The 12,871-nt window shown below is 74.0% G+C and carries 11 protein-coding genes and 1 pseudogene; 7 read left to right on the top strand and 5 right to left on the bottom strand.

Going from position 1 to position 12,871, the window contains the following annotated elements:
- Positions 1-18 precede the first annotated feature (18 nt).
- On the top strand, positions 19-1,044 hold the full coding sequence (gene add, locus ETD83_RS32645; RefSeq protein ID WP_138649065.1) for an adenosine deaminase: 1,026 nt from the start codon (positions 19-21) through the stop codon (positions 1,042-1,044).
- A gap of 9 nt (positions 1,045-1,053) precedes the next feature.
- On the opposite strand, the gene ETD83_RS32650 is transcribed toward add, so the two are convergent.
- Together ETD83_RS32650 and ETD83_RS32655 are read right to left on the bottom strand one after the other, a co-directional pair.
- The gene (locus ETD83_RS32650; RefSeq protein ID WP_138649066.1) at positions 1,054-2,295 is read right to left on the bottom strand and encodes a DUF1266 domain-containing protein; all 1,242 of its coding nucleotides are present in this window, start codon (positions 2,293-2,295) and stop codon (positions 1,054-1,056) included.
- Between the two features lie 45 nt (positions 2,296-2,340).
- Positions 2,341-4,386 (bottom strand): molybdopterin-containing oxidoreductase family protein, encoded by a 2,046-nt coding sequence (locus ETD83_RS32655; protein ID WP_138649067.1) that lies wholly within the window; start codon positions 4,384-4,386, stop codon positions 2,341-2,343.
- 160 nt (positions 4,387-4,546) lie between these two features.
- On the opposite strand from ETD83_RS32655, the gene thyX reads away from it, so the two are divergent.
- Both thyX and ETD83_RS32665 read left to right on the top strand, forming a co-directional pair.
- Positions 4,547-5,344: an FAD-dependent thymidylate synthase gene (thyX, locus tag ETD83_RS32660; protein WP_138649068.1), complete on the top strand. Its 798-nt coding sequence runs from the start codon at positions 4,547-4,549 to the stop codon at positions 5,342-5,344.
- 116 nt (positions 5,345-5,460) lie between these two features.
- Positions 5,461-6,261: a helix-turn-helix domain-containing protein gene (locus ETD83_RS32665; protein WP_138649069.1), complete on the top strand. Its 801-nt coding sequence runs from the start codon at positions 5,461-5,463 to the stop codon at positions 6,259-6,261.
- On the opposite strand, the gene ETD83_RS32670 is transcribed toward ETD83_RS32665, so the two are convergent.
- Positions 6,176-7,498, bottom strand: coding sequence for a globin domain-containing protein (locus ETD83_RS32670; RefSeq protein WP_230421342.1), 1,323 nt, complete (start codon positions 7,496-7,498; stop codon positions 6,176-6,178). The genes ETD83_RS32665 and ETD83_RS32670 overlap by 86 nt on opposite strands.
- Before the next feature lie 554 nt (positions 7,499-8,052).
- On the opposite strand from ETD83_RS32670, the gene ETD83_RS32675 reads away from it, so the two are divergent.
- The 3 genes from ETD83_RS32675 to ETD83_RS32685 all read left to right on the top strand — a co-directional run bounded on the left by ETD83_RS32675 (position 8,053) and on the right by ETD83_RS32685 (position 10,639).
- The gene (locus ETD83_RS32675; RefSeq protein ID WP_138649070.1) at positions 8,053-8,805 is read left to right on the top strand and encodes a gamma-glutamyl-gamma-aminobutyrate hydrolase family protein; all 753 of its coding nucleotides are present in this window, start codon (positions 8,053-8,055) and stop codon (positions 8,803-8,805) included.
- 87 nt (positions 8,806-8,892) lie between these two features.
- Positions 8,893-9,861, top strand: a complete 969-nt coding sequence (locus ETD83_RS32680; protein WP_138649071.1) for an alpha/beta hydrolase — start codon at positions 8,893-8,895, stop codon at positions 9,859-9,861.
- Positions 9,842-10,639, top strand: a complete 798-nt coding sequence (locus tag ETD83_RS32685) for an enoyl-CoA hydratase/isomerase family protein (protein WP_138649072.1) — start codon at positions 9,842-9,844, stop codon at positions 10,637-10,639. Before ETD83_RS32680 ends, ETD83_RS32685 begins: the two co-directional genes overlap by 20 nt.
- Before the next feature lie 18 nt (positions 10,640-10,657).
- Here the strand turns inward: ETD83_RS32685 and ETD83_RS32690 are convergent, their stop codons facing one another.
- Both ETD83_RS32690 and ETD83_RS32695 read right to left on the bottom strand, forming a co-directional pair.
- On the bottom strand, positions 10,658-11,230 hold the full coding sequence (locus ETD83_RS32690; RefSeq protein WP_138649073.1) for a TetR/AcrR family transcriptional regulator: 573 nt from the start codon (positions 11,228-11,230) through the stop codon (positions 10,658-10,660).
- A 75-nt stretch (positions 11,231-11,305) separates the two neighbouring features.
- On the bottom strand, positions 11,306-12,097 hold the full coding sequence (locus ETD83_RS32695; protein WP_138649074.1) for an SDR family NAD(P)-dependent oxidoreductase: 792 nt from the start codon (positions 12,095-12,097) through the stop codon (positions 11,306-11,308).
- A 219-nt stretch (positions 12,098-12,316) separates the two neighbouring features.
- Between ETD83_RS32695 and ETD83_RS32700 the strand changes: the two are divergent.
- Positions 12,317-12,871 (top strand): annotated as a pseudogene (locus tag ETD83_RS32700) (AAA family ATPase); the annotation flags it as partial.

Genomic DNA, 12,871 nt, shown 5'->3' on the forward strand with positions numbered 1-12,871 from the left:
GGCTGTTAGCTTCGCGGCGTGCTCACCGACACCACATCCATCGAAGCGTTCATCGACGCCCTGCCCAAGGTCGAGCTGCACGTCCATCTCGTGGGCTCCGCCTCCGTCCCGACCGTGCTCGAACTCGCCCGACGCCACCCCGACGGGCCCGTCCCGGTGGACGAGCGCGAGCTGCGCGCCTTCTACGAGTTCCGCGACTTCCCGCACTTCGCTGAGGTGTACGAGTCGGTGTCCGGCCTGGTCCGGACGCCGCAGGACGTCGGGACGCTCGTGCTCGGCACCGCCCGCGACCTCGCCGCGCAGAACGTCCGGTACGTCGAGCTGACCGTCACCCCGTACACGCACCAGCGGGCCGGGATGCCGATGCCCGCGATCACCGAGGCGCTCGACCACGCGGTCCGCGAGGCCCGCGACAGGCTCGGCATCCGCGTCGCCTACATCTTCGACATCCCCGGCGAGTTCGGCGCCGAGGGCGCCCGCGGCACCCTCGACCACGCGCTCCGGCATCCGCCGGAGGCGCTCGTCGGGTTCGGCCTCGCCGGCATCGAGCAGGTGCGCCCGCCGCACCGGGACGCGTTCCGCGACGCGTTCGCCGCCGCCCGCGCCGCCGGGCTGCGCAGCCTCCCGCACGCGGGCGAGATGTCCGGCCCGGAGACGATCTGGGAGGTCGTCGAGGGCCTGCACGCCGAGCGGATCGGCCACGGCATCAGCTGCCTGGACGACCCGCGCCTCGTCGCCCACCTGCGCGAGACGCAGATCCCGCTCGAGGTGTGCCCGACGTCCAACGTGTGCACCGGGCAGGTCGCCGCGATCGGGGAGCACCCGCTGCCGCGGATGCTGGACGAGGGCCTGTTCGTCACGCTGAACAGCGACGATCCGCCGATGTTCGACACGACCCTCACCGGCGAGTACCGTGTCGCCGCCGAGGTGTTCGGCCTGGGCCGCGAGGGCCTGGCGGCGCTGGCCCGCAACGCCGTGATCGCCTCGTCCCTGGACGAGGAGGCCCGCCGGGCGATCCTCGCCGACATCGACGCCCTGGGCTGACCCGGAGCCCTAGCCCCAGGCCATGCGCCGCCAGGGGCTCTCGGGGTCCTCGGCCAGGACGCGGTGCCCGGCGAGGGAGCGCTCGTACCACTCGCCGAACTCGCCCTCGTCGAACCGCAGCATCCGCCCGAGGATGTACCCGGCGGAGAACGAGCCCCACGACGTGTAGACCTGGTTGGCGCGCTGCCCGGCGGTGAGGACGCACTTCTCGGCCTCCTCCGCGTCGCAGAACCCGGCGTTCAGGCCCCAGCGGGCCATGTTCACCGCGCGGCCGAAGTCGTAGCCGTAGACGCTCGCGACCCGGCCGTCCGGCGGGAGGAGGCCGTCCGCGCGGAAGCGCGACTCGTACCGCAGGACCTGCCCGGACAGCTCGACCACCTCGTGCACGGTCTGCTCCGCGATGTCCCGCTCCCGGCACCAGGCGACGATCTCCGCGCGCCAGGCGCCCTGGTCGGTGCCGCGTCCGCGCCGGTCGAGGACCATCTGGACGGCGGGGTCGCTGTTGCGGGCGTCGAGCAGCGCGTCCATCTGCTCGCGCCAGCTCCCGTGGTCGGTGACGCCCCAGTCGCGTTCGAGCAGGACCCGGTCGCCGCCGGGGTCGTCGTGGCCGGTGAGGGTGTTCCACGTCACGCCGTTGCCGACGGCGAGGTGCGCGCCGACGGCGAGCGCCGCGGCTAGACGCCCCCAGGCGGCGGTGCCGGGGTCGGTGATGAGCACGTCGTGGTCGCGGTCGGGCCGCCGCTCCGCGTCGGCGAGCAGCTTGGCGACCTGCCGGTGCCCGTCCCCGCCGGGCGGCAGCTGCGCCATCAGCTCCCGCAGCGGCCGGAGCGCGTCCCGCGGACCGGCGTCCTTCACGATGAGCCGCGCCGCGTGGACGCCCGCGGCGTCGGCGCGCTTGGCGTCGTGCAGCGACCAGAACCCGCTCATCGCCGCCCACGCGCGCCGGGCCGCCTCGCCGGTGCGGCCCGCGGCGGCCATGACATGTGCCGCCTGCGCGTCCAGCCCTGCGCGGACCCCGGCGGGCATGGACGCGGCGGCCCGGTCGAGCGTGTCGAGGAGCCGCTGCGCCTCGCCCGTCTTCCCCGCCGCGGCGAGCGCCCGCGCGCACCGCGCCCTGACCGCGACGGCGGACGTCCAGTCGCCGCGCGCCTCCATCGCCTCGGCGGCCTCCGCGTAGGCGGCCGCGGCCTCCCCGGGCCGCCCCTGCCGCTCGAACTTCCTGGCCCGGTCGAGAATGGCCTGATACGTCATGGTCCCCTCCGGGCCTCACCGTACCGGTCCCGGTGATCTCCGTGGTCAGGGTCGGGGGAGGCCGGTGATCTCCACGCGGGTGTCGTGGAAGACGGGGCCGCCGCCGAGGTCGGTGTCGCGCTCGTCCACGACCGCGTTGGCGTTCGCGCCGCCCGCGAGCTTGGCCCAGTGCCCCTTCTCCGTCGCCGCGACCCCCGGGCGCACCTCGTCGGTGATCTTCAGGACCGCCTCGAACGCGCCCCGGTCATTGCCGACCCGGACCCGCTGCCCGTCGGTGAGCCCCCTGGCCTTCGCGTCGTCCTCGTGCACGCGGACGGTCAGGCCGCCCGACCGCCGCCGCAGCTCGGCGTTGTTGCCGAACTGGCTGTTCAGGAACTCGTGCGACGCCGCCGAGATCAGCGCGAACGGGTACCGCGCGGCCCGTTCCCCGTCGGCGACCTCCGCGGGCGGGACGTACCCGGCGAGCCCGGCGTCCGCCGAGCGGAACTCGAACCGCCCGGACGGCGTCGGGAACCCGTCCGCGTAGGGCAGGAACGGATCGGGGACCGACATCCGCGCGAACCCCTCCGCGCGCAGCCGGTCGAGCGTGATCCCGGCCAGCCACGGATGGTCCGAGGCGAGGAGCTGCTCGGCGAGGCTCTCGTCGGAGTCGTAGAGGCTCGGCTCGTCCAGGCCCATCCGCCGCGCCAGCCGCCGGAACGTCTCGGTGGCGGGCAGGCATTCGCCGGGCGGCGCGACCGCGGGCTCGTTCCAGGCGAGGTACAGGTGCCCGTAGCCCTCGTGCAGGTCGGCGTGCTCGTGCTGGATCGTCGGCGGCAGGACGATGTCGGCGTAGTCGGCGGTGTCGGTCGGGAACGGGTCGATGACGACGGTGAACAGGTCGTCCCTGGCCAGGCCGCGCCGCACCCTGTTCTGGTGCGGGGTGCTGGCCACCGGGTTCGCGGCCATGACGAACAGCGCCTTGACGGGCGGGTCCCGCACGTCGAGGAGCCCTTCGCCGAGGCGGCTCATCGACAGCGTCCGGACGGGGCCGGGGCGCAGGTCGTCCCGCCACAGCGCGGCCTTGTCCAGGTGGACATGGCCGGACGTCGAGGACGCGACCCCGCCGCCGCGCAGCGCCCAGTCGCCGGTCACGGCGGGGATGCCCGCGATGACCCGCAGCGCCGCGCCGCCGCCCGCGTGCCGCTGCAGCCCCTGCGTCGCGCGGATCGCGGTGGGCCGCGTCCGGGCGATCCGCTCCCCGAGGGCGGCGATCCGCCCGGCCGGGACGCCGGTGATCTCCGCGGCCCGCTCCGGCGGGAACTCCGCGATCCGGCCCCGGAACTCGTCCCAGCCGAGGGTGTGGCGCCGCAGGTACTCCTCGTCCTGCGCGCCGAGGCCCACGATCACGTGCAGGAGAGCGAGGGCGAGCGCGGCGTCCGTGCCGGGCAGCGGGGCGAGGTGCTCGTCGGCCTGCCGCGCCGTCCGCGTCCGGACGGGATCGATCGCCACCAGCCGCGCCCCCGCCTTCCGCGCCTCCTGGACGAACTTCCACAGGTGGTGGCCGCTGGTCAGCGGGTTTGTGCCCCACAGGATGATCAGCCCGGCGTGGGCGAGGTCCTGCGGGTCCATCCCGCCGGACGAGCCGATGGCGGCGGTCATGCCCGCGCTGCCCGCCGCCGAGCAGATGTTCGCGTCGTGCGCCGACGCTCCGAGCACGTTGAAGAACCGCCTGCCCGCGTACCCTTCGAGGCCCTGCAGGTAGCCGAGCGTGCCCGATCCCCAGTACGGCCAGATCGCCTCGCCGCCGTGCTCGCGGACGACGCCGTCCAGCCGCTCCGCGATCTCGCCGAGCGCCTCGTCCCAGCCGATCCGCTCGAACCGGCCCTCGCCCTTGCGTCCCGTCCGCCGCAGCGGATGCAGGATCCGGTCGGGCTGCGCGGCCCGCTCCAGCCACCGGTTGACCTTCGCGCACAGGGCGCCGCGCGTGTACGGATGGTCGGGGTTGCCGCGCAACCCGACGGCCTCGCCGTCCCGTACCGTCACGATCCAGGAGCAGCCGTCGGGGCAGTCCATCGGGCAGGCGCCCAGTACCTTCAGCTCCGTCGGCATCGAATCCTCCCCAGGCCACGCGAACCGCTCCAGTCTGCGCCATAACACCATGAGCGTCATCCCGGACGCTCATGTCCCCGCAGCGCCGGGCCCAGGTCGCGGCCGTCCCGCCGGGGTGGTTTCCTTGGGGACGACGGAAACGAGCGAGGGGGATACGAGAGTGAAGAGCGTCGAACCCGAGGTGTTCCTCGTCGCGCGGCCCGAGCTGGACTACGACGAGATCGCCCGGTACCTGCGGGACGTCGGCGGCGAGAGCTGGCTGGAGCGCCTCGACCGGGGCGACCTCGACGACGAGCTGAACGACCCGCAGAACCTCGCCGAGTTCGCGGGACGGCTCTGCTACCGGTCGTGGGAGCCGGGCCTCAACCCCAACGTGGTCAAGATCAGGACGGACTCGGGCCAGTACCTGGAGAACATCCTGCGCAGCCTGCACGGCTCGGTGCTGGAGCACGTCAGCTTCAGCTTCGTCCTGCACAACGTGAGCCGCGTCCTCACCCACGAGCTGGTGCGGCACCGTCCGGGCGTGGCGATCTCGCAGGAGTCGATGCGGTTCGTCCGGCTCCAGGACATCCCCTTCTGGTTCCCCGACTGGGCCCGCGAGGACGCCGAGCTGATGAAGCGCGCCACCGCGATGCTGGAGCAGATGGAGGAGTTCCAGGCGTGGATGGCCGGGCATTTCGGGCTGGACGACGAGGGCGTGCCCTTCAAGGAGAAGAAGCACAAGACGTCGTTCATGCGCCGGTTCGCGCCCGAGGGCGTCGGCACCGGACTGGTCTGGACGGCCAACGTCCGGACGCTGCGCCACACGCTGGAGAACCGCACCGCGCCGGGCGCCGAGGAGGAGATCCGGCTGCTGTTCGGCAAGATCGGCGAGGTGGTGCGCAAGGAGGCCCCGGACCTGTTCGGCGACTACGTCGTCGAGGACGGCACCTGGGTCCCCGAGTGGCGGAAGGTCTAGGCGGCCCTCCGGCCTCCGTCGGGCATTTCGCTAAAAAATCTACAACGTAAAGGCACGCGGCCCGTTACCTGGGACGTAATCGCCGACGTTACGAGCACACGGGTAGCGTCGGAGCGGTGACGACGGCGTTGAGCGACGTGAGACCGGTCGGGGACCAGCTGCGCGCGTGGCGGCAGCGGCGCAGGCTGAGCCAGCTGGAACTGGCGTCGGAGGCCGACGTGTCGACCCGGCACCTCAGCTTCGTGGAGACCGGGCGCTCGGCCCCGAGCCGGGACCTGGTGCTGCGGCTGGCCGAGCATCTGGACGTCCCGCTGCGCGACCGGAACCTGCTGCTCGTGGCGGCCGGGTACGCGCCGGTGTTCGGCGAGACGCCGATCGAGGAGCCGAGGATGGACTCGGTCCGCGCGGCGCTGAAGCAGATCCTGGACGGACACGAGCCGTACCCGGCCGTCGTCGTGGACCGGTTCTGGAACCTGATCGACGCCAACGGCGCGGCCGGGCTCCTCATGGAGGGCGCCGCGCCGGAGCTGCTGGAGCCCCCGCTGAACGTCCTGCGCCTCAGCATGCATCCGGACGGGATGGCGAAGCACATCCTGAACCTGGCCGAGTGGCGCGCCCACATGATCGACCGGGTGCGGCGGCATGTCGCGCTGACCGCGGACGCGGGCCTCGCCCAGCTCTACCGGGAGCTGCGGAGCTTCCCCGGGGACGTGGGGGAGGCGTTCGCGCCGCCCTCGGGCCACGAGGTGGTCGTCCCGCTGCGGCTGCGGGTGGACGGTCAGGAGCTGTCGTTCTTCACCACGATCGCGACCTTCGGGACGCCGGTCGACATCACGGTCGCGGAGCTGGCGATCGAGTCGTTCTACCCGGCGGACGCGCCGACGACCAGCTTCCTGCGGGAGCGCGCGGGCTGGTGACGGCCGCCCCGGCGGCGGGGGCCGCCCCGGCGGCGGGGGCCGCCCCGGCGGTGAGGGCCGCCCCGGCGGTGAGGGCCCGCGGGTGCTCGTCGTCCTCGGCGTCGAGCAGGTCGTGGTGGACTCGGGAGAGGGCCATCCCGTGCCGTTGCAGTGCGGTGACGGTGCCGCGGACGAAGGGGACGGGCCCGGCGACGTAGGCGTCGAGGTCCTCCCAGTGGGGCAGGCGGTCCAGGAGGCCGGGCAGGGCATCGGGCAGCCGGCCGTGCAGCACGTCCGTACCCGGCGCGCCGTCGGTCCCGGGAGGCCGTGACAGGACCGGGATCATCCGCAGCCGCGGGTAGGCGGACTCCAGCAGGCGCAGATCGTCCAGGTCGTAGAGCTCCTGCTCGTCGCGGGCCCCGACCAGCAGGTGGACGCTCCGTCCCGGCCCGGACGAGACGGCCTGCTCGGCGAGCGCCTTCATCGGGGCGAGGCCGGTGCCGCCGCCGATCAGCAGCAGCCCGCGGCCGGAGTCCCGGTCGAGCGTCATCGCGCCGGCGGCCGGGCCGAGGAGCACGGTGTCGCCGGGCGCGGTGTGCCGCACCAGCGCGCCGCTCACCCACCCGGCGGGGCGCGCGCGGACGTGCAGGCGCAGCATCCCGTCGGGGCGGGGCGCGTTCGCGATCCAGTACGACCGCCAGACGCGGGGCCAGCGGGGCGTCTGCACGCTCACGCGCTGGCCGGGCAGGAACGGCAGCGGGCGCTCGGGCCGCAGCGTGAGGACGGCGAGGTCACCGGCGCGGCGGTCGTGCCCGGCGACCTCGGCGACCCACCATGGCGGGGCGTCCGCCGCGTCCCGCTCCGCGGCCTCGATCATGGCCGCGGCGGCGGACCGGAAGGCGGACGTCCAGGCGTCCTCGGCCTCGGCGGTCCACACGTCGGCGGCGAAGGAGCGCAGCGTCGCGATGAGCGCGGCCTCGACGGCGGGGTAGTGCTCGCGGAGGACCCCGTGCTTGCGGTGGCCGCGGCCGAGCCGCCCGAGGTGGCGGGTGAGCTCCCCCGGGTTGTCCTGGCTCCAGACGAGCCGGGTGAGCGCGCTGAAGAGCCGGTCGCGCTGGACGTTCATCGCGGGTGGGAACAGGGCCCGCAGCCGCGGCTCCGCCGCGAAAAGGCGGCCGTAGAAATAGCTCATGGCGCCCGCCGGGTCGGATTCGAGGCGGGTGAAGGTTTCTTTGACGATCCGGAGTTCCGATGCCATTCGCCAGCTCGCCCCCCTGGGGGTTTTCCGCGGCCGGATCCGTGCCGTTCGCGCTGTTCGCGCCGCATTCGGCGCCCGGCTCGCTGAGATTCTCGCACCCGAATCCGCAGGTGCTCAAGCGGGCGTCGCGAAGGCCGGCCCAAGCGGTGCGGTACGTAATCGGCGGCTAATTCTCCGTAGCCGATAAATCCGAAAAAAGCGGACGCATACTGATCAGTATGTGCACGTTCTGCCGTGACGTCCTTGCGGCGATGTCGAGGAAGAGAGGATGATTCTCCTCCCAAGTGGAAGATTTCCGGATTTGCAGGTGTTCCCGGTCGCGAGGTTCACGCGAGGCTCGCCGGGCCGGGGCGTCCCGGAAGCCCGGCCGGCATTGACGTTCTCGCGGTTTGGGACTGCGTGGATCCGTCCCGTGCGGCAAGCTGGCCGGGAAGGAAGGCCCGGTGGGCGGGACGGCCGGAGGGGAGGGTGATGCACCATGATGTCCAGTCAAGGACGGCGAATCACCCATTTCGCCGTCCTGGGGCCGGTGCTCAGCAGAGGGGGAAGCACGCATGTCAGAGGCCATCCGCGGGGCCCCGGCCCCGAACGCAGGCGGTGACGGGCCACCGCCGCTCATCGGAGTCACCACCTACCTGGAGCCGGCCCGCTGGGGGGCCTGGGTGCGCGAGGCCGCGCTCCTGCCGGCGCCGTACGTGCGCTCGGTCGAGCGGGCGGGCGGGGTCCCGGTCCTGCTGCCCCCGACCTCGGCGCTGCGCGGGCTGAAGACCCTCGTCGCGCGGCTCGACGGCATCGTCATCGCGGGCGGCGGCGACCTCGACCCCGACCTGTACGGCGCCGTCCGGCACAGCGAGACCGGGCCGCCGCAGCCGCAGCGCGACCGGTTCGAGCTGGCGCTCGCCCGCGCCGTGGTGGACGCCGACCTCCCGTTCCTGGCGATCTGCCGGGGCATGCAGGTACTGAACGTGGCGCGGGGCGGGGCGCTCATCCAGCATCTGCCGGAGGCGGTGGGGCACAAGGACCACGCGCCGGAGACCGGGATCGTCGGATCCCATCCGGTGCGGATCAGCGGGACGAGCCTGGTCGGCAAGATCCTGGGCGAGTCGGCGGACGTCCCCACCTACCACCACCAGGCGGTGAGCCGGCTCGGGAAGGGCCTGTCCGCCGTCGCCTGGGCCGAGGACCAGGTGGTGGAGGCCGTCGAGCTGCAGGGCCACCGCTTCGGGCTGGCCGTTCAGTGGCATCCGGAGGAGGGCGCCGACGGCCGGCTGTTCGAGGCCCTGGTCGCCGAGGCCGCCGGCCGCTGAGCGGCGTGCGGCCGGGGTTACGCTTCGGCGCGCGGGGAAGGCGATCCGGGAGATCACGCCGCGTTCCCGCCCGCCGGAGGCCGCCGCATGGCCCTGCATCCGCAGACCGTCCGCTTCCTGGACGTCCTCGCCGCTTGGGCGGCCCTGCCGCAGGGCGCCGAGCCCACGATCGAGGAGACGCGGGCCCGGCTCGGCTCGGCGTTCCCGGCCGTCCGGCGGGAGCTGCCGGAGGTCCGCGACGTCGCCGTGCCCGGCCCTGGCGGGCCCGTGCCGGTGCGCCTGTACCGTCCGGCCCCTCCCGGGGAGGGCGGGGTTCCGGCGATCGTCTACCTGCACGGCGGTGGCTGGGTCCTCGGCGGCCTCGACAGCGTGGACGCCCTGTGCCGCGAGCTGGCCGCGCGCACGGGCTGCGCCGTCCTGAACGTCGGGTACCGCCTCGCGCCCGAGCATCCGTTCCCCGCGGCGGTGGACGACGCGTGGGCGGTCGTCGCGTCCGTCGCGCGCGAGCCTGGCCGGTGGGGCGTGCGTCCCGGGGCCGTCGCCGTGGCGGGGGACAGCGCGGGCGGGAACCTCGCTGCCGTCGTCGCGCTGCTGGCCCGCGACCGGGGTGTGCGGCTCGTCCACCAGCTGCTCGTCTACCCGGTGACCGACATGGCGATGGACACCGCGAGCTGGCGCCGGTACGCCACCGGATACGGGCTGGACGCCGCGGCCCTCGCCCGGTTCATGGCCCTGTACCGGGACGGCGCCGACCCGTCCGACCCGAGGCTCGCGCCGCTGCGCGCCCCGGATCTCGCCGGGGCCGCCCCCGCCACCGTGATCACCGCGGAGTGCGACATCCTTCGCGACGAGGCGGAGGCGTACGCCCGCCGCCTCGCCGAGGCCGGGGTGCCGGTGGAGCTGCGCCGCTACGACGGCGTCGTGCACGCGTTCTTCCTGCTCCCCGAGATCTTCGACGCGGGCGCGGAGGCCATCGATTTCGCTGTGCGACGATTGCGCGCGGCGTTCGGCGAGCGGACGCGGGAGGGAGCCTGCCATGGGCGGCGGACGGTATGAGCGCTACGAGCGGCTGAAGATCGACTGGGCGGGGGAGGGCGTCCTGCGGATCGTGATCAGCACCCCGGGCAAGCTCAACGCCGTCGACCGGACCGGGCACCGGGAGCTCGCGGAGATCTGGCGGGACGCCGACGCCGACGACGAGGTGCGGGCCGTCCTCGTGCGCGGTGAGGGGACGGCGTTCTCCGCGGGCGGCGACATCGCCATGATCGAGGAGATGATGGGCGACCACACCGCCCGCCGGCAGATCATGCGCGAGGCCCGCGACATCGTGATGAACGTGCTGAACTGCTCGAAACCGGTGGTCAGCGCCGTGCAGGGACCGGCGGTGGGCGCCGGGCTCGCGGTGGCGCTGCTCGCCGACATCTCCGTCGCCGGCCGCTCCGCGAAGATCATCGACGGGCACACGCGGCTGGGCGTGGCGGCCGGCGACCACGCCGCGATCGTCTGGCCGCTGCTGTGCGGGCTGGCGAAGGCCAAGTACTACCTGCTGCTCAACGACGTCCTCACCGGCGAGGAGGCCGAGCGGATCGGCCTGGTCTCCCTGTGCGTGGACGACGAGGACGTCCACGACCGCGCCCTGGAGATCGCCGCGCGGCTCGCCGCCGGGCCCGCGGAGGCGCTGTCGTTCACCAAGCACGCGCTGAACAACTGGCTGCGGCTCGCCGGTCCCACGTTCGACGCGTCGCTGGCGATGGAGTTCTTCGGGTTCACCGGCCCGGACGTGCGGGAGGGCGTCGCCGCGATCCGCGAGAAGCGCCGACCCGAGTTCGGCTGACCGGCGGCAGGCCGTCCCTCAGCCCTCGGGGGCGCCCACGTAGCGGGTCACGATCCGGGCGATGAAGTGCGCGACCTGTTCCGGTGGCTCGGACGGCAGCATGATGTGGCTGGTGGTCAGGCGCACCACGGCGCCGGTGATCTCGGTGAGGGCGGCGCGGTCCAGGTCCGGCCAGTGGCGCAGGGCGTGGTCGGCGATGCGGTCGCTCGCGGCGAACAGCAGCGGCTCGGCCCGGGTGGTGAGCAGCGGCAGCAGCTCGTCGCCGCCCTCGCCGGTCAGCACCGCCTTCTTCAGCCGGTCGTCCGCGGAGGCCTCGAGCGTGTACGTCACCGCGGCGACGACCGCCGAGTACAGGTCGTCGTGGTCGGACAGCACCGCGTCGACGCCGTCGAGGTAGTGCTCGTTGTGGCGGATCACGACCGCCTGAGCCAGGCCCCACTTGTCGCCGAACTCGTTGTAGACGGTCTGGCGGCTCACGCCGGCGGCGGCGGCGACATCCTGCATGCGGACGGCGCGGTAGCCGCGCTCGACGAGCAGGTCGGCGGCGGCGTCCAGCAGGGACTCGCGTACGGGACGGCCGGGAGTGCCCATATGTCGTCGTGCCTCCGGGTGGTGATCGTGCGGCGGGGGCGCACGTCACCATTATCACCCGTCGCCCGGCGGCGGTCAGGGCTGGAAGCGGTCCCTGGTCCACTCCTTGACCCCGGCGACGAACGCGTCGACGTCGGCGGCCTTGCCCGAGGCCATCTCGCTGAACCAGCCCGGCACGTACTGCTCGAACCGCCCGGTCGCGAGGACGTCCAGCACCGCGGCGGCCACCTCCTGCGGCGGCAGCGCGTCGGACAGGTCGCTGATCGGCTCCTCGTTGCCGGGGAGCGTGAACAGCTCCGTCCCGGCGATGAGCGCGGGCTGGACGACGTGGACCCGCACGCCGGTGCCGTCGAGGTCGACCGCCATGCTCTCCCAGAACGCGGTGAGCGCCGCCTTCGACGCCGCGTAGGCCGCCTCGTGCGGCGGCCCGAGCCGCGCCGCGACCGACCCCATCGCGACCAGGTTCCCGCGCCCGCGCCTGATCATCCCGGGCAGCAGCGCCAGCGTGAGCCGCACCGGGGACAGGTAGTTGAGGCGCATCACGTCCTCGGCCTCGGCGGGGGACAGGTCCTGGACGCGGCGCCGCTTCGGCATCCCCGCGTTGTTCACCAGGACGTCCACGCCGCCGAGCGCCCGCTCGGCGTCCGCCGCGAGGTCCGCGATCGCGTCGAGGTCGGACAGGTCCGCCGCCCACATCGTCGAGTCGGGCGCGTGCTCGCGGCACCGCGCGAGGACCTGCTCCAGCCTGTCCTTGCGCCGCGCGACGAGCCCCACCCGCGCCCCGGCGGCCGCCAGCGCCTCGGCGACGACCGCGCCGATGCCGGACGAGGCGCCCGTGACCAGCGCGGACCGCCCTTCCAGCGTCATCGTCGCGCTCCGCCCGGCGTCGTCCTCTCGGTCGGCGGCGGCGTCTTCTCGGTCTGCGTCAGCATGCCGCCCAACGTCACACACCCCGGCGCGCCCGGCAAGGCGCACCGCCGCGCGCCGGGCAAGATCCACCGTTTCCCGCGGACATGCTTGACCCGGCTCGGTAAGGTAGTGGGTTTCGCCCTCATCCACCCCTCTCGCCGCCGGAGGTCTGCGCCCATGCCCGCCGAACCAGCCCGACCCGACGAACCCGAAGATCCCGGGCGCCCCGGCGAGGCGGCCGTCCTCGCCGCGGAGCGCGCCCACCTGGCCGAGTCCCGCGCCGCGCTGCGGCGGATGCGCGAGCACGCGCGGAGCCTTTCCGCCGACGTCGCGGCGGACTGGGTGTCCAAGCAGTTCCTGGAGTCACTGCTCGACCAGCGCGTCGCGGCGCTGGCCGACCATCCCGATGCCCCGCTGTTCTTCGGCCGGATGGACCGCGACGGCGCGGGCGCTGAGGCCGACGACCTGCCCGCGATCATGTACGTGGGGCGGCGGCACGTCCACGACGGCGACGAGGGCCGCCCGCTCGTGCTGGACTGGCGCGCCCCCGTGTCGCGGGCGTTCTACCAGGCCGGCCCCGCCGACCCCATGGGCTGGCGGCTGCGGCGCCGGTTCGGCTTCCAGGCCGGGGAGCTGACCGCGTTCGAGGACGAGCCCCTCGACGGCGGCGGCGCAATCGGGCCGCCGAGCGGAGCTCGTCCGTTGGATGGCGGTGGGTGGGGGCTGGAGGAC

Source organism: Actinomadura soli (assembly GCF_005889715.1).
GTDB lineage: Bacteria > Actinomycetota > Actinomycetes > Streptosporangiales > Streptosporangiaceae > Spirillospora > Spirillospora soli.

Excerpts from the sequence above, each read along its gene's own strand:
- ETD83_RS32650 (WP_138649066.1), bottom strand. The coding sequence starts at position 2,295 with ATGACGTATCAGGCCATTCTCGACCGGGCCAGGAAGTTCGAGCGGCAG.
- ETD83_RS32655 (WP_138649067.1), bottom strand. The coding sequence starts at position 4,386 with ATGCCGACGGAGCTGAAGGTACTGGGCGCCTGCCCGATGGACTGCCCC.
- ETD83_RS32670 (WP_230421342.1), bottom strand. The coding sequence starts at position 7,498 with ATGGCATCGGAACTCCGGATCGTCAAAGAAACCTTCACCCGCCTCGAA.
- ETD83_RS32675 (WP_138649070.1), top strand. The coding sequence starts at position 8,053 with ATGTCAGAGGCCATCCGCGGGGCCCCGGCCCCGAACGCAGGCGGTGAC.
- ETD83_RS32680 (WP_138649071.1), top strand. The coding sequence starts at position 8,893 with ATGGCCCTGCATCCGCAGACCGTCCGCTTCCTGGACGTCCTCGCCGCT.
- ETD83_RS32685 (WP_138649072.1), top strand. The coding sequence starts at position 9,842 with ATGGGCGGCGGACGGTATGAGCGCTACGAGCGGCTGAAGATCGACTGG.
- ETD83_RS32690 (WP_138649073.1), bottom strand. The coding sequence starts at position 11,230 with ATGGGCACTCCCGGCCGTCCCGTACGCGAGTCCCTGCTGGACGCCGCC.
- ETD83_RS32695 (WP_138649074.1), bottom strand. The coding sequence starts at position 12,097 with ATGACGCTGGAAGGGCGGTCCGCGCTGGTCACGGGCGCCTCGTCCGGC.